The sequence below is a fragment of the Streptomyces tsukubensis genome (genome assembly GCF_003932715.1).
GTDB classification, from domain to species: domain Bacteria; phylum Actinomycetota; class Actinomycetes; order Streptomycetales; family Streptomycetaceae; genus Streptomyces; species Streptomyces tsukubensis.
The window spans coordinates 3,246,225-3,262,976 of record NZ_CP020700.1; the positions used below are offsets into that span (position 1 = coordinate 3,246,225).

Below are 16,752 nucleotides of genomic sequence, written 5' to 3' on the forward strand. Positions count from 1 at the left end.
GCGGGACCGCTCCGGCGCGGCGCGGCGGTCACGCCGCTCCGGTCGCCGTCTGCCGGAAGCGGGTGGTGCGGTGCACCGGATCGGTGTCGATATGCGGGATCACGTGCTCACCGATCAGCCGGATCGTGGTCATGGTGTCCTCGTACGAGATGCCGATCGGCAGCCCGAAGGACAGCTGGTCGGCGCCCGCCTGCTCCCAGCGCTTGCACTGCCTGCGGACCTCGTCCGGGTCGCCGCAGATCATCAGCTCCTCTGCGATGAGGAGTTCGACGATCTCGGCGGTGTAGTCGGGCAGCAGCTCGGGCCATTCGGGGATGCCCTCGGGGCGCGGGAACGTGTCGTGGTAGCGGAAGAGCAGCGACTGGAGGTAGTTGAGCCCGCCGGAGACGGCGATCTCGACGGCCTTGTCGTGGGTCTCCGCGCAGATCGCGGTGGAGGTCACCATGACGTTGTCGTTGACGAAGGCGCCGACGGGCTCCGCCTCTCCGACCGCCGTCTTGTAGGACTCCAGGACCCACTCCATATCGGAGACCTTCTGGACGCTGAAGCCGAGGACGCCGAGGCCCTTCCGTCCGGCCATGGCGTACGAGGGCGGCGAACCCGCCGCGTACCACATGGGCGGATGGGCCGCCCCGTACGGCTTGGGGAGCACCTTCCGCGGCGGCAGGGACCAGTGGCGGCCGGTGAAGCCCTCGTATTCGTCCTGCAGCCACATCTTCGGGAACTCCGCGATCGTCTCCTCCCACATCTCCTTGGTGTGGTTCATATCGGTGATGCCGGGGAGGAAGCCGAGGATCTCGTGGCTGCCCGCGCCGCGTCCGGAGCCGAATTCGAACCGGCCCTCGGAGAGGTGGTCGAGCATCGCGACCTTCTCCGCGACCTTGACCGGGTGGTTGACGGGGGCGAGGGGGTTGAAGATGCCGGAGCCGAGGTGGATGCGGTCGGTGGCGTGGGCGAGGTAGCCGAGGAAGACGTCGTTGGCGGAGAGGTGGGAGTACTCCTCCAGGAAGTGGTGCTCGGAGGCCCAGGCGTATTTGAAGCCGGCCCGGTCGGCGGCGACGATGTACTCGGTCTCCTCCATGAGCGCCTTGTGCTCGGCGAGCGGGTCGGTCTCGGCGCGCTTTCCGACGTATCCCTGTACGAAGATCCCGAATTCCACGGGTGGTTCACCGTCCTCGGTTCTGGAGGTTCTGGGTCCCGGCGGGGTTCGTGCGCGATGGTGTCGGCTCCCGGGCGCTCTCGTTCCGGGCCTTCCCGGTGGTGCGGCGGCCCGGCGCTCCGGCATCCGCCGCATCCATCCCCGACCCACCACAACTGACACATCGTCAGATAACTGCGGTCGACTGTTCCACCGCCCCTCCGCGACGTCAATAGCTGATGGTGCGTCAGATACATTCGGTACGGGACGGGGTCAGACCGCGGTGACCCCGGCCAGCCAGCCCCCGTCGATGACGATCGGCTGCCCGGTGATGTACGAGGAGTCCTCGCAGCTCAGGAAGAGCACCAGCCGGGCGATCTCCTCCGGCCGCCCGGCCCGGCCCAGCGGCACCAGCTTGCGGTAGAGCGCCGCGGCCGACTCACGGGCCTCCTCGGGATCGGCGCGCGGGTTGAGCACGGTCGGGTCGGTCATCGGGGTGTCCACCGCCCCCGGGCAGACCGCGTTCACCCGGATACCCTTGGCCGCCAGTTCCAGTGCCGCGACCCGGGTCAGCCCGATCACCGCGTGCTTGGAGGCGGTGTACGCGCCCAGATATGCCATGCCCGTCATACCCGCGTACGAGGCGATGTTGACGATCGTGCCGCCGCCGGCCGCCTCGATCTCGGGCGCCACGGCCTTGATGCCGAGGAAGACCCCGACCTGGTTGACCTGGGTGATCTCCTGGAACTCGGCCGCCGGGGTGCGGACCAGTCGGTTGAAGCGCGATACGCCCGCGTTGTTGACCAGTCCGTCGATCCGCCCGAACCGGTCCTTGGCGGTGGCGACGGCGGCCGCCCAGTCCTCCTCCCGGCTCACGTCGAGCCGGACGTAGACCGCGGTCTTCTCGCCCAGGTCGGCGGCGACGGCCGCGCCCTGCTCGTCGAGGATGTCCCCGAGGACGACCCGGGCGCCCTCGGCGGCGAAAAGCCGGGCTTCCGCCTCGCCCTGTCCGCGCGCGGCCCCCGTGATCAGCACGGTCCGCCCGGCCAGCTTCCCGCCGCCCGCGCCCCCGCCCGTATCCGTACCCGCGTCCGTACCCGTACCCGCGTCCGTACCCGTACCGCTGCTCATCGGCCCATCTCCCAACGTTTCCTCAAGGGTTCAGCTGCGGGGCGACCTCGGCGGCGAAGGCGGCCATCTGGTCGGTCAGCTCACGGCAGCTACGGCTGCGGAACCGGACCTGTATCTGCGTCACGCCCATATCGGCGTAGGCGCGCAGCGATTCCGCGAGCTCCTCCGGCTTCCCGCTCAGGGTCCGCCGCCCCACCGGCCAACCGGGCTCGCCCACGTACAGCGGTTCCGCGATGGCGCCGATCTCGGCGGGCGCTTCGATACCGGCCGCCTCCCGCAGCCGCCGCAGCCGGGCGATCTTCGCGGGCAGTTCGGCGCGGGGGTCGCCCTGCGGCAGCCAGCCGTCGCCCTTGAGCGCGGCCCGGCGCACGGCGGCGGGCGATGAGCCGCCGACCCAGAGCGGTACGTGCTCCTGGGCGGGCCGGGGACGCTGGCCGAGCCCGGAGAAGGCGAACAGTTCACCCCGGTGCTCCGGGAACTCCTCGGCCCCCAGGGCCGCGCGCAGGGCGTCGATCGTCTCGTCGAGCACCCGTCCGCGCCCGTCGAAGTCGGCGCCGACCGCCTCGAACTCCTCCCGGACGTGCCCGGCCCCGACCCCGAGGACCAGCCGTCCGCCGGAGAGGTGGTCCAGGGTGGCGTACTGCTTGGCGGTGATCAGCGGATGGCGCAGCCCGGCCACCGCGACATGGCTGAGCAGCCGGACCCGGCGGGTGGCGGCGGCCAGGAAGGAGAGCGTGGCGACGGGGTCGTACCAGACGGTCGACATGGCAGCGGCGAGCCGCCGCGGGACAGCGATGTGGTCGCAGACGGCGATATAGGCGAAGCCGGTGCGATCGGCGGTACGGGCGACCTCGACGAGCTCCTCGGCCCCGGCGCGGTCCTCCCACGGCTCGGCGTACAGGGTGCTCTGGGACTGGACGGGAAGCTGCATCCCGTACGAGAGCAGTCCTCGGGGCAGGGTGGGCAGGGTCCGCGCAGGCATCCGGCGGCCTCCTCGGCGTGAATCTGACGGTACGTCATATCTCGGCTGGAGCCATCGTGATACCTGGCGGCGCGGGAGACAAGGCCACGCCGCACTCCGGCCGGGCCCGGGTGCGGGACCGGAAGGAGACGGCCTCGCCCTACTCCTCCTCGTCCGGTCCGAGGAAAAGCTCCAGCGCCTCCTCCGTACGGGCCCTGACATAGGCCACGCTGTCGCCCCTGACCAGGAGATCCGGGCCCGCGTACCAGCGGGTGGGCCGGGCGTCGCCCGGCGGATAGTCCGGGAACGGCAGCCGGACGAGGCCCTCCTCGGCGGCGAGGTCCCCCACCTCCCCCACCTCCCCCACCTCGCCTTCGTCGTCGACGAGCATGGCCGTCAGCTCCTCCGGCTCGTGGACCGATTCCGCGAGCACGATCTCCACGAAGCAGTGCGACACCCGCCCGAGCCACGGCTCCCACCGCTCCTCCGACGTGTCCTGGAGGTCGAGCCGGACCACGACCGGCGGGTCGTCGGGGTCCGTACCGTCGGCACCGCCATCGGCTGCGCGCTCCGGGTCGGCCAGGAGGATGCCCCAGCGGCACACGCCCTGGTTCTCGTCGCGGAAGACCAGCGCCGTCCCCCGCTCGTCCGTCTCCACCTCCAGCTCCGCGAGCGGGCGCAGCGCGTCGTGGTTGTCGGTGAGGTCGGGCCGCTGCCCGAGCAGGGCGTACGCCTCTTTGAGCGCGGCCGGGAGCGGCAGCCCGAGCCGCACTTCGGCCGCCGCGATCTCCCCGGCACCGCAGCCGTCCCGCTCGGTGAGCGGCGCGGCGCTCCACTCCGCCGCGAAGGCCCGGATGAAGTCCCACGCGGCGGCGCGGCCGGCGACCGCGTCCCGTATCCCCGTCACCATGTCCATACGCGCGACGGTACCGGCCACCACCGACACTCCCCCTGACCACCGGAAACCCGGGAGCCCGGTGGCCCCCGGCAGGACCGGGACACATTCCCGAAACACTCCCCGGTGACAATTCCGGCATGAACTTCACGATCAAGGACGTGCCCTGGTCCGATCCCGACGCCGTCGCGCTGCGGGACGCCCAGCGGGCCGAGATAGCCGCGATGTACGGCACACCCGACAGTGAGCCCGGCGCACCACCGTCGGCGGCCGACATCGCCGCCTTCGTGCTCGCGTACGCCCCCGACGGCACCCCCGTCGCCTGCGGCGGGCTGCGGGCGCTCGACGCCGTCACGGGCGAGGTGAAGCGGATGTACACGACCCCTGCCGCCCGGGGCTCCGGCGCCGCGGCCGCCGTGCTCGAAGCCCTGGAGTCCCGGGCCCGTGACCTCGGCTGGAGTGCGCTGCGGCTGGAGACGGGCGACCGCCAGCAGGCCGCGGTCCGCTTCTACACGCGCTCCGGCTACACCCCGATCCCCGCGTTCGGACCGTACCGGGACGCCCCGGAATCCCTCTGCTTCGAACGGGCCCTCTGACCACTTTGTGGGCAGCCGCCCGGGCGGGCGCACCGGAACAGTGACCGCGCCGCGGGGCGTTGTGCCCACCCGTTCCGCCCCGCGGAATGCCTGCCCACAACGGGGGGGCGAATCCGCATGAGCTTGCGTACGGGTCCCCCGTTGGAGCGGTCATCGCCCTCCGCCCTCGCACCGGCCCCCGCGCGCCCGGGACCCTTGCCCGGGGACGGGGGTACGACCGGATAACCGGACAACCGGGACAAGGGGGGCGGCAACGCCATGACGGAACGGGAATCGGGACCGGACAGCGGGTGGCCGGGGCCCGCACGGGACGTGGAACCGGACGAGGAGTTCGCGGAGCAGGTGGTCCTGGTGGCCGCCGGGCTCGCCGATCTGGTGCTGAGCACGGTCGGTACGGCGGTCGGCACCGCCGTCGACACCGCGCGGGGCCTGCTGCGCCGCTCCGACACCGGGGATCTCGCGGCCGAAGCGGGCCAGGACCTCAGGGCCCGGGGCCGGCTCGCCCTGGACCGCTACACCACCCGGCCACCGGCCCATCTGGAGCTGCTGGCCCGGCAGTCCCGGTACGCGACCGGCGCCCATGCCCATGACGGCTGACCGCTACGACCCCGGGGCCTTCAAGCTCCGGGTCGACGGTGCCCTGCGCAGCTTCGTCGCCGGGGAGGCGGACCGGCTCGTCGCCATCGACCCCGATCTGGCGCCCGTCGCCGAGCAGGTCGAGGCCGCCGTCGCGGACGGCAAGCGGCTGCGCGCCGCCTTCTGCTACTGGGGCTGGCGCGCGGCCGGACAGCCCGACAGCGATGCGCTGCTGCTGGCCGCCGCGTCGATGGAGCTGGTCCATGCGGCGGCCGTGGTGCACGACGATCTGATCGACGACAGTCCGCTGCGGCACGGGCGGCCCACCGTCCATATCGCGCTCCGCTCCGGGCTGCGGCAGCGGCAGCGGACGGCGGGTGCGGCCCGGTCGCTGGCGATGCTGGTCGGGGATCTGCTGATATCGCTGGCCGGGCAGTTGTTCGCCGGCAGCGGGCTGCCCGCCGCCTATCTGGCCCGGGCCCGCCCCCTGTGGTCGGCGCTGGCCAGGGAGCTGATCGCGGGCGAGTGCCTGGAGATCCTCCGTACCGGCACCCCGCCCGATACGGCGACCTCGCTGAAGGTGATCCGCTACAAGACCGCCAAGTACACGGTCGAGCAGCCGCTGCTGATCGGCGGCGTGCTCGGGGGTGCGGGCGAGCGGCTGCGGGCGGGCTTCTCGGCGTACGGGCTGCCGCTCGGTGAGGCCTTCCAGCTCCGGGACGATCTGCTGGGCCTGTTCGGCGACCCGGCCAGGACCGGCAAGGCGGCCCCGGACGATCTGCGGACGGCCCGGCCCACCGCGCTGCTGGCGGAGACCTGGCGGGCGGCGGACGCGTCCGAACGGGCCGAGCTGCGGGCGCTGCTGGGCCGGGGCCGGTCCCTGGACGCGGCCGGGGTCGATTCCGTACGGACCCTGATGAACCGGCTCGACGCGCCCGGCCGGATCGAACGGATGATCACCGCCCGGGTCGAGGAGGCCACCCGCGCCCTGGACGAAGTCGCCGTACCGCGTCCGGCGGCGGCTGCGCTGGCGGCCCTGGCGCATTCGGCGGCGGTCCGCCAGTTCTGACACCCCCGCGGCCCGCCCCGGTGCGGCCCGGCGCCGGACACGGACACGGACACGCACACCGGACAACGGACAACGGACACGAGAGGCAGGACGCCCGATGCCGTACCCCTATACCGAAGAGTCCCTGAAGGAGCTGCGCAACACCGGTGACGAACTGGCGGACGCCACCGTCGCCGCACTGTTCGAGAGCGGTGACGTCGGGACGTTCAACACCCTGATGCGGTACGTCTCCACCGCGGGCTCCCCGCTGCCGGAGGGGCTGCCGGACGTGGCCCGCGAGTATCTGGCGGCGACCGCCGCGCCGCCCGCGTGGGTCGACTGGGGCGAGATGGAGAAGGCGCGGCTCTTCTTCATCGACAACAACGTCCATATCTCCACGGCGCTGTCGTTCGCCTCGATGCCCGCCTGCTACGTCGTACCGCGGGTGGCGAAACTGCTGTCGGCGACGCATTCGCTGGCGTATCCGTCGAAGCGGATGGCGGAGACCGGGCAGTTCGTGGTCTATCTGATGCGGCCGGACGCCTTCGAGGCGGGCAGCCGTTTCGTACCGGCGGCGCAGAAGGTACGGCTGCTGCACGCGTCGATCCGCCACCATCTGCTGCGCGAGGGCCGCTGGGACACGGAGACCGACGGGGTGCCGATCTGCCTGGAGGACATGATCGGCGGGCAGATGTTCTTCTCCATGCTGGTGCTCGACAGTCTGCACCGGCTCGGCGTCCATATGAGCAACGAGGGCGCGGACGCCTACTACTACGCGTGGCGGGTGGTCGGCGCGATGCTCGGGGTCGACCAGGAGGCGGTGCCGAAGACCCTGGAGGAGGCCCGGCAGTTCTCCGATCTCTATATGACCCTGCACATGGGCCCCTCGGAGGACGGCGTCAATCTGACCCGGCAGCTCGTCGAGATGTACGAGGAGGTGGTCCCGGGGACGCTCTTCGACCCGATCGTGGGCGCCTTGGTCCGCCATCTGGTCGGGGACACCTGCGGGGACTGGCTGGGGGTGCCGCGCACCCCGTGGGACACGGCGGTGAAGGCGGTCCCGCATCTGCTGGGGGTGCTGGAGACCGTCGAGGACCGTTCGCCGTACGGGGCGTGGGCGCTCGACAAGCTGGGGGATCTGGTGTCGGTCTTCGAACTGTCGGCGCTGACCCGGGGCCGGGTGATGCACTACGCGATCCCGGAGCAGCTGAAGAAGGAGTTCGGGGTGTCGGGCGGGGTGCCGCCGAAGAAGCGCTGGAGCCCGCCGCCGGTGACGGTCGGCTGAGCCCCGGGGGCGTACGGCCCCGGAGTGCGCCGTGCGCGGGACCGCCGCCTCGCGGCCCGTTCGAGGGTTCAGGCGCCCGGAGGCAGCAGCCGGGACAGTCCGTAGTGGAAGCGGTCGTCGAAGGAGTCCGTGACCATGAGGTGCTCACCGATCCGGGCGAGGGCGGGGTAGCTGCCGGTGGCGACGAGGTCGTGGAACGAGCCGCGGGAACCGTCGGAGGGGGTCTGCTGCTCCTGGGTGAGGCCGAGGGTGAAGTAGACGATGGACCAGCAGAGGCGGGCGGCGTCCGGTTCGGGGTGTCCGGCGTCCAGCAGGGCGCCGACGATGGTGTCGGCGACCCGCAGGGTCTTGCCCGTACCGCTGAAGGTACCGGCGACCAGGCGGCCGCCGTCGCGGTGGGCGAGCAGGGCGTCCCGGTAGCGGGTGGCGACGGTTCGGGCCCGCTCCACGGGTTCGTCGGGCAGGTGGGTGACGTCGACGGAGCCGACGATGTGGTCGGCCATCGTCTCGATGAGTGTCTGCTTCGTCTTCACGTACGAGCTCACCGAGTTGAGGTGGGAGCCGAGGGTGCGGGCGACCCCGCGCAGCGTCAGCTTGTCGAGGCCGTCGGCTTCGAGCGTGGTGAACGCGGCCGCGATCACATCGTCCAGCGTCCAGCGCATCCTCGTGTCCCGTTCCGCTCTCCGTCACCCACCGGTGATCCGGCGGCTCATGGTACAAGCGGCCTGACCAGGGCGTAGGGCCTGGGAGGTCCTGCTCAGGGCCCGCCCCGTACCGGCTCAGGGCCTGCTCAGTACCGGCTCAGGGCCTGCTCAGGTGCCGGACGCCGCCCGGGAGACCGCGTCCCAGCGCTCCCACTCCTCGATACGGGACGCGTACTCCGCCCGGATCACATCGAGCGGCCCGTTGCCGAAGAAGATCCGCAGGGGCGGCTCGTCGGCGTCGACGACGGTGAGGATCGCCTCGCGGGTGGCGGTCGGCTCGCCGCGCACTCCGGCCGGGCGCTGCATGGCGGCGCGGAAGCCGTCGTAGGCGGGCAGGGGTTCGGCGTGGACGGCGGAGGGCCCGGCCCAGTCGGTGGCGTATCCGGCGGGTTCGACCAGGGTGACCTTGATGCCGAAGCCCCGGACTTCCTTGGCGAGGCTGGCGGTGAATCCCTCCAGGCCGAACTTCGATGCGTGGTAGCCGCCGAGGCCCGGCAGCGAGAAGACGCCCGCGATGGAGGAGACCTGGATGATGTGTCCGCCGCCTTGGGCGCGCAGGTGCGGCAGCGCGGCCTGCGTGACCCACAGCGGGGCGAGCAGGTTGACGTCGATCTGCGCCCGGGCCTGCTCTTCGCTGATCTCCTCGACCATGCCGAACAGGCCGTAGCCCGCGTTGTTGACGACGACGTCGAGGCGGCCGAATCGGTCGGCGGCCCGGCGCACGGCGGCGTGGACGGCGGCGCGGTCGGTGACGTCCAGCCGGAGCGGCAGCAGCTTGTCGCCGTGGGAGGCGACGAGATCGTCGAACGCGCCGGGGGTACGGCTCGTCGCGGCGACGCGGTCACCCCGTTCCAGGGCGGCTTCGGCCCACTGCCTGCCGAAGCCCTTGGAGGCTCCGGTGATGAACCAGGTCTTCGTCTCCGTGGTCATGTCGTGCTCCTGTGTTCTTCGGTGGCGGCCGGTTCCTGCCGACCGTGCGGAGTGAGCCGGGATGACGGGGGGACGACCGCCAGGCCGTCGACCTCGATCAGCCATGCGGGGTGACCGAGGGCCTGGACGCCGATGAACGTGCTCGCCGTGCGGGGCCAGTGGCCGCCGAAGGCCCGCCGCCCGGCCGCGAAGATCGGCTCGACCAGTTCGGGGCGGTGCCCCACGACGTGGATGGTGTGCTGCAACAGGTCGCGCGGACCGCAGCCGACCGCGGCCAGCGCGGCGGCGACGTTACGGAACGCCTGTTCGGCCTGGGCCGCGTGATCGCCCTCGCCGACGAGACGGCCCTCGGAGTCCAGGGCGATCTGGCCCGCGATCGCGACGACGGATCCCGAGCGGACGATCGCGAGATGGTGGTAGAGGCCTCCGATCGGCGGGGCCAACGCGGGCGGGTCGACATGTTCGATCACGGCCGGGTCCTCTCGTATGGGGCGTGGTCGGGCACCGTTCACCACCTTCGATTTTGGTCATTGACCAACTTTCCCTCTCAGTAAAGTTGGTCAATGACCAAAAATCAACACCCTGAGCCGACGCGAGCACGGCCACCTCCCCTCCCCCTTCCCTTCAGGCCCCTCCACGCTCTATTGTTCTAGTAGACATAGAACTAACCGAACCGGTTGGAGGGTGAAGTGAGACGATCAGCGACCCAGGCCCCCACGCCGGAACCGTCCGCCGGGACCCGTGCCGCGCGGCTGCGGCGCGGGTGCGTCCTGGCCGCACCGCCGGTCGTGGCCGCCGCGGTCTTCCTGGCGGTCTTCGCTTCCGTACGGAACGAACTCCCGGCCCAGTTGGCCACGCATGTCGGGGAGGACGGCCGCGCCGACGACTTCACCGGCCGGGGCACGTTCGTTCTGGCCGCCGTGCTCTCCCTCTTCGGGCTCGGCGCCCTCTTCGGTGCGACGGCCCGCTTCACCTCGGGTGTCCGGCAGGCGACGGCCGCGCCCCGGCTGCTGCTCGCGGTCGGCGCGGGCACGATCGCGCTCGTCGGCTATCTGGCGGTGATGCTCCTCTTCGCCAACTCCGGCGCCGCCGATCCCGCCGCCGTCCGCTTCTCCGACTGGCAGATAGCCGCCGCCGCGGCGACCGGTGCCGCGGCGGGCGCGCTGGCCTGGTTCACCGCCGGGCCGGACCCGGTCGCGGCGGACCAGGACATACCTGCGGGCGAGGGCGAGCGGCTTCCGCTCCGCCCCGGGGAGCAGATCGTCTGGACCCGGACGGTCACCGCGCCGGGGATGTGGGCGGCGGGCGCGATCACCTGCGCCGGGCTGACCGCGCTGGGTGCGTTCGCCGGCTGGTGGCTGCTGGCCCTGGCCATCCCCCTGGGCCTGCTGTTCGCCGCGACCGGCCGGGTCCGGGTGACGGCGGACGCCCGCGGGCTGACGGTCACCCCGGCGGGACTGCGAGCCCCGCGCGTCCACGTCCCCTTGGCGGAGATATCGTCCGCCGCGACCCGCCCGGTCAGCGCCGTACGCGACTTCGGCGGCTGGGGCTACCGGGCCCGGGCGGGGGCGCGCGGGGTGATCCTGCGGTCGGGTGACGCGCTCGCCGTCAGCCAGGCATCGGGCGGTACGTTTCTGGTGACCGTGGACGACGCGACGACCGCGGCGGCGACGCTGAACGCCCTGGCCGACCGGGAGCGCCGCCCGACGGCCGGCTGACCCGCCCCTACCCCCGTCCCCACCCCAATCCATCCCACCCTGAGAGCGAGACATGCTCTTCCGAATCGACCACCAGTCGCCGCTCTCCCTCAGCGACCAGGTCGCGGCCTCCGTCCGGCGCGCTCTCGCCGACGGCTCCGCCGGACCGGGAGAGCGGCTCCCCGCCGCCCGCGAGCTGGCGACGTCCCTGGAGATAAACCTCCACACCGTGCTCCGCGGCTACCAGAAGCTGCGCGACGAGGGCCTGGTGGAACTCCGCCGCGGCCGGGGCGCGGTAATCAGCGACGGAGCCGGCCCCGGCCACGGCCGCCTCATCGAACGCATCCATGAACTCGCCGCGGAGGCGCGTGCGATAGGCCTCTCCGACGAGGAACTCCTCACCCTGATCCGCGGCACCCTCAGCCCGGACAGCACCCGCTGACCGGGCCCTGACCCACCCCGCCCCACCCCGGAGACCCTCTCCCGCTTCCACAGCCCGCCCGGCACCATTCGGCGGTTCCGGGTCCGCGGCGTGACAAAAGCACTCGGAATGTACGGCTCTGCTCGAACAGTCGCGCCATAAAGACCGGCCATTACCACGTGATATCCATGGGAACTCGCCAAATCCCCTGGAACATTCGCTTCCGTGCTCCCCGTGCAGGAAGGTCTGGAGAAACCCGCTCACATCAGTCAAAGATCTCTAACGGGGTGATCCACGTGAGCAGAATCAAGATAACCAAGATCCTGGCCGGCGCCACGGCGACCGGAATGATCGCCACTCTCGGAGTCATGGTCAGCGCGACACCCGCATCGGCCCATAAGATCACATGTTCCTGGAACAAGGGTGTGGGTACGCCCTGGTCCACGAGCGGCAAGAACGCCAAGGGCTTTGTGCAGGTCAAGTGCTCCGACAACCTCGACAAGGCGAATACCAGCGCACAGATCCAGCTGTACCGCAGCGGTAAATGGCGGAACCAGGGCAAGAAGGTCATCAGCTACTCCACCGCCAAGACCATCCATGTCAATGACTCCGCAGCCAAGCGGATCGGCGGGTACCACTACCGCACCAAGGGAACCCACTTCGGGCAGCACGGCAATATCTTTGCGCTGCCGACGTATTACTCTCCCACCCGCTACCTCGTCCGCAACGGCTGATACGGCCGGCCCGGACCGAACCTGGGGGCGCGTGGTACTCCGGCCGGAGTACCGCGCGCCCCGCACTGACGAGGAGGAAAAATGCGGGAACTGGAACCGCAGGCAGTCCAGTTGCTCAACCTCGCCCAAGAGGTCTGCCGGGTCCGCCACGGCCGGATGGTCACCCCGCAGGACATCGTCTTCGCCTATGTGGTGCGGCAGTTGACGCCTCCGGACGAGTCCCCCGGATATGCGGCCCAGGACAGCGCCTCCCCGGAACACGTCCTGTTGGGTCCCGAAGTCCATGCCGTGCTGACGCTGGAGACGGACGAACCGGTCGTCCTGGGTGAACTGGTGGATCTGGCGGCCGCCCACTCCAAAGAGCTGATCGGATACCTGGGAATCGAGTGAACCGGCGGCGGTCGACGAGGTACGGAACCCTCGCCCTGCTTCTGGCGGTGGCGGGGTGCACAGCCACGGAGCGGGGCGGTCTCGACGGCGCGGGCTGGAAGAGGGAATCCGTCCTCAGCGGTGCGGAAGCCACCCTCGGCCAGGTCTCACCGGCCTCGTGCCGGCCCCTTGTGGAGCTGCTGGACCGTCGTGCTCCCGAGGACGAGGTCACCGGATTCCGCCATGAGAAGCGCGGTTCCTATCTCCTGCTCCGCGAGTTCACGGGGACCACCGCCTTTCCCCGGCGGATTCTGGACGCGGCCCGGGCCTGCCCTGCGATGACGATGGGATACGACTCCACCACCCTCTCCTACACCGTCACCGTCGTCGCCCAGGGCGAACGGGAGACCCGGCTGCTGCTGGCCGCCCAGGAGTCCGGCACTCCCTTGACCGAGATGCTCGTATCCGCGGTGGAGCGGAACGGCCGACAGTCGCTGATCCGGGTCATGCGTCCCGAAGGCATCGGCGACACCGAGCGGACGGGCGCGGATCTGGCGGTGTCCACCGGCTGACCCGGGCACCGACACCGGTCGCGGTTCCGGGCGGTTCGTATCCGGCGGAGACCGGGGTGGTCATCCGCCGTGAGCCTCCGTGAGGGTGGTTCCGGCGGGCCGGTCCGTCGCCGGAACGTCGCTTCCGGGGTGAGGTTCCGGGAGCTTCGCGCCCGCGGCCTGGCGTTCTTCCAGTTGCCGCACGCGTCGGGACAGTTCCTGCACGGCAGCGATCAGCACGCCCTGGGCATCGACGGGTTCGATGACCGTATTACGCCTGCCGTAGCCGTAGGCGGCCCACCAGTCCTGGGCCATGGGGCCGAGGTGGAGGCTGTCGGGATCCCAGTCGTAGCGCCATTCGCTGATGGGGAGTTCGTCGAGAAGGGCGAGGATCTGCGCCCGGGTGAGGGGTTCGGCTCTCTCGGTCCGCGGAGGGCGGGGTGCGAAGAACGCTGATTTGATACCGCGGATGGTGGCGATGATGCGCATATGCACTCCAGCCGGTGAGCGGAGTTTCCCCGCTCACCGGCAACAGGGGGTCAACGGATTCAGGAGATGGGCTTGATGTCGTGCTTCACATCACGGTCGCTGAGCGCCGTGACGAGAGGGACGACGATGGGTTCGAGAACTTGGACGATGCGCAGAATCTCGTCAAGGTTGGCCATGCCGATCCCTTTCGGTTGAGTACTCCAGCCGGTGAGCGGAGTCGGTCAGCTCACCGGCAACAGGGAGCGGCGGTTTCAGGAGATGGGCTTGATGTCGTGCTTCACATCGCGGTCGCTAGCCGAGATGAGAGGGATGATGATGGGTTCGAGAACTTGGACAACGCGAAGAACATCGTCGAGCCAACTCATGGCGGTCCTTTCGGTACCGGGAGGCTGATGTGGTCATCATGGAAACGACCCGGCCGAGGCGTTCGCCACGAATGATCGAAAATGACCACCCGCTCGGCCCAGCACATGCAATTCCGGCCCACTCCCGCCCCACACCTGTCGAAAGAACGGCATCTCCTGACAACCTGCATCCACCAGTCAATCCCTCTCGCCCGCATGGCCGGTCGCCCGTGCCGCGCGCAGCGCCGCCTATCACCCCTGGAATGTCCTGGCGCGATACACGCATCCCGTGTGACGATCCGAACGGTCGGATGCGGACCCGGTCCGGCGGCCGGGGCCGGGGAACAAGCGTGCTGATCAGGGGGACACCTTGCGCAGGATGAAGACCTTCGTGCTGATGCTCGTCGCGTTGCTCGCCCTGCCCGCCGGGGCGGTGCCCGCTGTGGCCTCCCCGGCGGCGCCCGGCACGGCCACGTACCGGATCTGGCACTGGAACGTCGCCGGTCACGCCAACAACTTCGGGTCCACGGCGAACGGCCTCGTCGACGCGATCCTGGGCTCCCTGAGCCACCGGAACCCCGACTTCATCTCCCTCAACGAGGTCTGCCCCGACCAGTACCAGGCCGTCCTCAAGGGCCTCCAGGCCGCCGGCTGGCCGCAGAGCGCGACCAACTTCGCCCGCTTCGAGCCCATGCCCGATGCGAACGCCGACCTGTGCGGCAACGACGGCGGCGGACCCGACCAGGATCCGTACGGGGTGGCCGTGTTCAGCCGGTTCGCGCCGACCGGCACCGACCGGATCACCCTGCCCTACGACGGCGACAAGGCCCGCAAGCTCCTCTGCGTACCCGTCGCCGGACAGCCCGGCGGCCTCCGGTTCTGCACCACGCACATCACCTTCAACGCCACCTACAAGACGGCCCAGCTCAACACCGTACGGACCCGGATGCAGGACTGGACGACCACCGGCGGCACGGTGATCACCGCCGGGGACTTCAACGTCCAGCCCCATGACGGTCTGCTCGACGACTGGTACGCGCCCTCCGTCGCGAGCGCCCACAACGGGAACAACAGCGGGATCTTCCGCGAACTCGACGACCTCGACCCGCTCTGCCCCGGCTGGGGCGAGCAGACCACCGAAGGCACCCTCGCGGGCAAGTGCGGGCAGCCCGCCAAGGTCGACCTGGTGTTCGTCGCGGAAAGCCGGCTCGTCTCCTACCAGGCCGACGCCCTCCCCGTCGCCCGCGACCGCTGCGTCAACCGCTCCGGCACCTTCATCCCCTGCTCCGACCACCGCATCGTCGACGCCACCGCCACTGTCACCACCCCGTAGGGACGGGGACCGGCTGCCGTCGGCGGGCGGCTCGTCGGCGTGTCGGTTGGCCCTCCCCCGTACTCCGGAAGATGCTCCCCAGCAGGGAAACGTCGACGGTGGAGGGGGACCCGGTGGGCAGTCGCTCGCGTGCGGCCGCGCTGGCCTTGTGTGCCGCCCTGCTGGCAGCCGCCTGCTACCCCCCGCCGGACACGACGGCCGGACCGGCCCGGGCCCAGGATGCGCCGTCGTGCCGCGGAACCCTGGTCGGCGTGGCCCACCCCGACGACGACGTGTTCTTCCTGACCCCGGAGATCAGGCACACCATCCGCGCCGGATGCCGCGTCGACACCGTCTATCTGACCGCGGGCGACGACGGCAAGAAGAACCGGCTGAAGGCAGTGGAGTACGTCGACCGCCGGGAGTACGGCGTACGGGCGGCCTACGCGGAGATGGCGGAGGCCTCCAACGACTGGAAACGGGCCGATGTGCAGGCGGACGGCGTACGGGTCCGGTCCTATCTCCTCGCCGACAAGGACCGGGACACCGATGTACGGCTGACCTTCCTCGACCTCCACGACGGACTCCCCCAAGGCGGGAGCCCGAACAGCCTCCTCAAGCTCTTCGAGGGGAACAGGAACAGCATCGAGCCGTTCCAGGGCGGCAGCGGGAGCTATACGGAGAGCGAACTGCTCGCGACGGTCTCCGCCCTGACCCGGCTGAGCGGCGCCGAACGCATTCTGACCATGGACCACGACAACGCCTCGTTCGCCTTCGGCCTCGGCGGGGGCGTCGACCACAGCGACCACGGCATCACCGCCCGGTACCTCAGGAAGGTCGGCTACGCCCTCGGGATCCCGGTGTCCTCCTACCTCGGCTACACCATGTCCCCGCTGAAGCCGAACCTCACCGCCGCCGAGTCCGCCGAGAAGGACGAGGTGGCCCGCTGGTACATCGCCAACCGGAAATGCCGTGCCACGGGGACGTGTGCGAACGTCGCCCCCTTCAAGGGCCCGCTCAAGAAGGACTGGAGCCTGTGGATCCACCGCCAGTACCAGCAGACCCCACGGGACCCGCGCGCCGGTGAGCTGATGGGAGACATCGGCCGCACCACGTTCTTCACGAGCCGCAGTCCGGAGCAGTGTCTCCACGCCGACTCCGGCAAGGTCGATATCCGCGCCTGCGACGGGTCGGCCTCACAGAAGTGGGATCTGGGCCATGACAAGACGATCCGGCTCCGGAGCGACCGGGGCTCCTGTCTGACCGCGTCGGAGGGGTCTGCCCGGCTCACGTCGTGCAAGCCCGGCGACCCGGACCAGCAGTGGACCCGGATGCCGTGGCAGAGCACCTCGTGGAAGCGGACTGCCTGGCAGATCTCGGGGAGCGGGAATCGCTGTCTGTACCAGGACGACCGCGAACTCCCCGCCCACTGGGACGCCCGCGACCGGCAGAACCCGCAGTTGAAGCTCTCCGCCTGCGGGAAGCAGCCGATGCCGGAGCTGTACTGGCGGTGGGGTGGGTGATGGCCATCGGGGTGCTCCCCTTGCTGGAGAAGAGGAGCACCCCAAAGC

At 70.6% G+C, this 16,752-nt stretch carries 19 protein-coding genes; 11 read left to right on the plus strand and 8 right to left on the minus strand.

The window, feature by feature from the left end; translation table 11 throughout:
* Positions 1-28: 28 nt before the first annotated feature.
* From B7R87_RS12645 to B7R87_RS12660, 4 genes are all read right to left on the minus strand, one after another.
* Positions 29-1,159, minus strand: a complete 1,131-nt coding sequence (locus B7R87_RS12645) for an LLM class flavin-dependent oxidoreductase (RefSeq protein WP_006348700.1) — start codon at positions 1,157-1,159, stop codon at positions 29-31.
* 252 nt (positions 1,160-1,411) lie between these two features.
* Positions 1,412-2,269 carry an SDR family NAD(P)-dependent oxidoreductase gene (locus tag B7R87_RS12650; protein ID WP_006348699.1) on the minus strand — a complete coding sequence of 286 codons (858 nt, stop codon included), beginning with the start codon at positions 2,267-2,269 and terminating at the stop codon, positions 1,412-1,414.
* A 22-nt stretch (positions 2,270-2,291) separates the two neighbouring features.
* Positions 2,292-3,251 carry an LLM class F420-dependent oxidoreductase gene (locus tag B7R87_RS12655; protein WP_006348698.1) on the minus strand — a complete coding sequence of 320 codons (960 nt, stop codon included), beginning with the start codon at positions 3,249-3,251 and terminating at the stop codon, positions 2,292-2,294.
* Positions 3,252-3,390: 139 nt separating this feature from the next.
* The gene (locus B7R87_RS12660) at positions 3,391-4,146 is read right to left on the minus strand and encodes a hypothetical protein (RefSeq protein WP_045853029.1); all 756 of its coding nucleotides are present in this window, start codon (positions 4,144-4,146) and stop codon (positions 3,391-3,393) included.
* A gap of 119 nt (positions 4,147-4,265) precedes the next feature.
* Between B7R87_RS12660 and B7R87_RS12665 the strand changes: the two genes are divergently transcribed.
* The 4 genes from B7R87_RS12665 (at position 4,266) to B7R87_RS12680 (ending at position 7,630) form a co-directional block, all read left to right on the plus strand.
* Positions 4,266-4,721 carry a GNAT family N-acetyltransferase gene (locus B7R87_RS12665; RefSeq protein ID WP_006348696.1) on the plus strand — a complete coding sequence of 152 codons (456 nt, stop codon included), beginning with the start codon at positions 4,266-4,268 and terminating at the stop codon, positions 4,719-4,721.
* Positions 4,722-4,979: 258 nt separating this feature from the next.
* Positions 4,980-5,318 carry a hypothetical protein gene (locus B7R87_RS12670; protein ID WP_006348695.1) on the plus strand — a complete coding sequence of 113 codons (339 nt, stop codon included), beginning with the start codon at positions 4,980-4,982 and terminating at the stop codon, positions 5,316-5,318.
* Positions 5,308-6,366: a polyprenyl synthetase family protein gene (locus B7R87_RS12675; protein WP_006348694.1), complete on the plus strand. Its 1,059-nt coding sequence runs from the start codon at positions 5,308-5,310 to the stop codon at positions 6,364-6,366. Before B7R87_RS12670 ends, B7R87_RS12675 begins: the two co-directional genes overlap by 11 nt.
* A gap of 97 nt (positions 6,367-6,463) precedes the next feature.
* Complete coding sequence (locus B7R87_RS12680; protein ID WP_006348693.1) at positions 6,464-7,630, plus strand: oxygenase MpaB family protein; 1,167 nt, start codon at positions 6,464-6,466, stop codon at positions 7,628-7,630.
* A gap of 68 nt (positions 7,631-7,698) precedes the next feature.
* Here B7R87_RS12680 and B7R87_RS12685 read toward each other — a convergent pair whose 3' ends face one another.
* The 3 genes from B7R87_RS12685 to B7R87_RS12695 form a co-directional block, all read right to left on the minus strand.
* Positions 7,699-8,292 (minus strand): TetR/AcrR family transcriptional regulator, encoded by a 594-nt coding sequence (locus tag B7R87_RS12685; protein ID WP_006348692.1) that lies wholly within the window; start codon positions 8,290-8,292, stop codon positions 7,699-7,701.
* Positions 8,293-8,442: 150 nt separating this feature from the next.
* Entirely contained in the window at positions 8,443-9,264 is an 822-nt protein-coding gene (locus B7R87_RS12690; RefSeq protein WP_006348691.1) for an SDR family NAD(P)-dependent oxidoreductase, read from the minus strand.
* Positions 9,261-9,734, minus strand: a complete 474-nt coding sequence (locus tag B7R87_RS12695; protein ID WP_006348690.1) for a RidA family protein — start codon at positions 9,732-9,734, stop codon at positions 9,261-9,263. The genes B7R87_RS12690 and B7R87_RS12695 overlap by 4 nt, the downstream gene beginning before the upstream one ends.
* 219 nt (positions 9,735-9,953) lie before the next feature.
* Here B7R87_RS12695 and B7R87_RS12700 point away from each other — a divergent pair, with 219 nt between their 5' ends.
* The 5 genes from B7R87_RS12700 (at position 9,954) to B7R87_RS12720 (ending at position 13,057) form a co-directional block, all read left to right on the plus strand.
* Positions 9,954-10,982: a hypothetical protein gene (locus tag B7R87_RS12700; protein ID WP_006348689.1), complete on the plus strand. Its 1,029-nt coding sequence runs from the start codon at positions 9,954-9,956 to the stop codon at positions 10,980-10,982.
* Positions 10,983-11,034: 52 nt separating this feature from the next.
* The gene (locus B7R87_RS12705; RefSeq protein WP_006348688.1) at positions 11,035-11,403 is read left to right on the plus strand and encodes a GntR family transcriptional regulator; all 369 of its coding nucleotides are present in this window, start codon (positions 11,035-11,037) and stop codon (positions 11,401-11,403) included.
* A 275-nt stretch (positions 11,404-11,678) separates the two neighbouring features.
* A complete protein-coding gene (locus B7R87_RS12710; RefSeq protein ID WP_130585077.1) occupies positions 11,679-12,116 on the plus strand; it encodes a hypothetical protein in 438 nt (145 codons plus the stop codon).
* A gap of 81 nt (positions 12,117-12,197) precedes the next feature.
* Entirely contained in the window at positions 12,198-12,506 is a 309-nt protein-coding gene (locus B7R87_RS12715; protein ID WP_006348685.1) for a hypothetical protein, read from the plus strand.
* A 47-nt stretch (positions 12,507-12,553) separates the two neighbouring features.
* Positions 12,554-13,057, plus strand: a complete 504-nt coding sequence (locus B7R87_RS12720; protein ID WP_130585078.1) for a hypothetical protein — start codon at positions 12,554-12,556, stop codon at positions 13,055-13,057.
* A gap of 60 nt (positions 13,058-13,117) precedes the next feature.
* On the opposite strand, the gene B7R87_RS12725 is transcribed toward B7R87_RS12720, so the two are convergent.
* Entirely contained in the window at positions 13,118-13,525 is a 408-nt protein-coding gene (locus B7R87_RS12725) for a hypothetical protein (RefSeq protein WP_006348683.1), read from the minus strand.
* Between the two features lie 723 nt (positions 13,526-14,248).
* On the opposite strand from B7R87_RS12725, the gene B7R87_RS12730 reads away from it, so the two are divergent.
* On the plus strand, positions 14,249-15,202 hold the full coding sequence (locus B7R87_RS12730) for an endonuclease/exonuclease/phosphatase family protein (protein ID WP_006348682.1): 954 nt from the start codon (positions 14,249-14,251) through the stop codon (positions 15,200-15,202).
* Between the two features lie 113 nt (positions 15,203-15,315).
* Positions 15,316-16,704 carry a ricin-type beta-trefoil lectin domain protein gene (locus B7R87_RS12735; protein ID WP_233168823.1) on the plus strand — a complete coding sequence of 463 codons (1,389 nt, stop codon included), beginning with the start codon at positions 15,316-15,318 and terminating at the stop codon, positions 16,702-16,704.
* The last annotated feature ends 48 nt before the right edge of the window (positions 16,705-16,752 follow it).

Coding starts and splice junctions, on each gene's coding strand:
- B7R87_RS12650 (WP_006348699.1), bottom strand. CDS start 2,269: ATGAGCAGCGGTACGGGTACGGACGCGGGTACGGGTACGGACGCGGGT.
- B7R87_RS12655 (WP_006348698.1), bottom strand. CDS start 3,251: ATGCCTGCGCGGACCCTGCCCACCCTGCCCCGAGGACTGCTCTCGTAC.
- B7R87_RS12660 (WP_045853029.1), bottom strand. CDS start 4,146: ATGGACATGGTGACGGGGATACGGGACGCGGTCGCCGGCCGCGCCGCC.
- B7R87_RS12665 (WP_006348696.1), top strand. CDS start 4,266: ATGAACTTCACGATCAAGGACGTGCCCTGGTCCGATCCCGACGCCGTC.
- B7R87_RS12670 (WP_006348695.1), top strand. CDS start 4,980: ATGACGGAACGGGAATCGGGACCGGACAGCGGGTGGCCGGGGCCCGCA.
- B7R87_RS12675 (WP_006348694.1), top strand. CDS start 5,308: ATGACGGCTGACCGCTACGACCCCGGGGCCTTCAAGCTCCGGGTCGAC.
- B7R87_RS12680 (WP_006348693.1), top strand. CDS start 6,464: ATGCCGTACCCCTATACCGAAGAGTCCCTGAAGGAGCTGCGCAACACC.
- B7R87_RS12685 (WP_006348692.1), bottom strand. CDS start 8,292: ATGCGCTGGACGCTGGACGATGTGATCGCGGCCGCGTTCACCACGCTC.
- B7R87_RS12690 (WP_006348691.1), bottom strand. CDS start 9,264: ATGACCACGGAGACGAAGACCTGGTTCATCACCGGAGCCTCCAAGGGC.
- B7R87_RS12705 (WP_006348688.1), top strand. CDS start 11,035: ATGCTCTTCCGAATCGACCACCAGTCGCCGCTCTCCCTCAGCGACCAG.
- B7R87_RS12715 (WP_006348685.1), top strand. CDS start 12,198: ATGCGGGAACTGGAACCGCAGGCAGTCCAGTTGCTCAACCTCGCCCAA.
- B7R87_RS12725 (WP_006348683.1), bottom strand. CDS start 13,525: ATGCGCATCATCGCCACCATCCGCGGTATCAAATCAGCGTTCTTCGCA.
- B7R87_RS12730 (WP_006348682.1), top strand. CDS start 14,249: ATGAAGACCTTCGTGCTGATGCTCGTCGCGTTGCTCGCCCTGCCCGCC.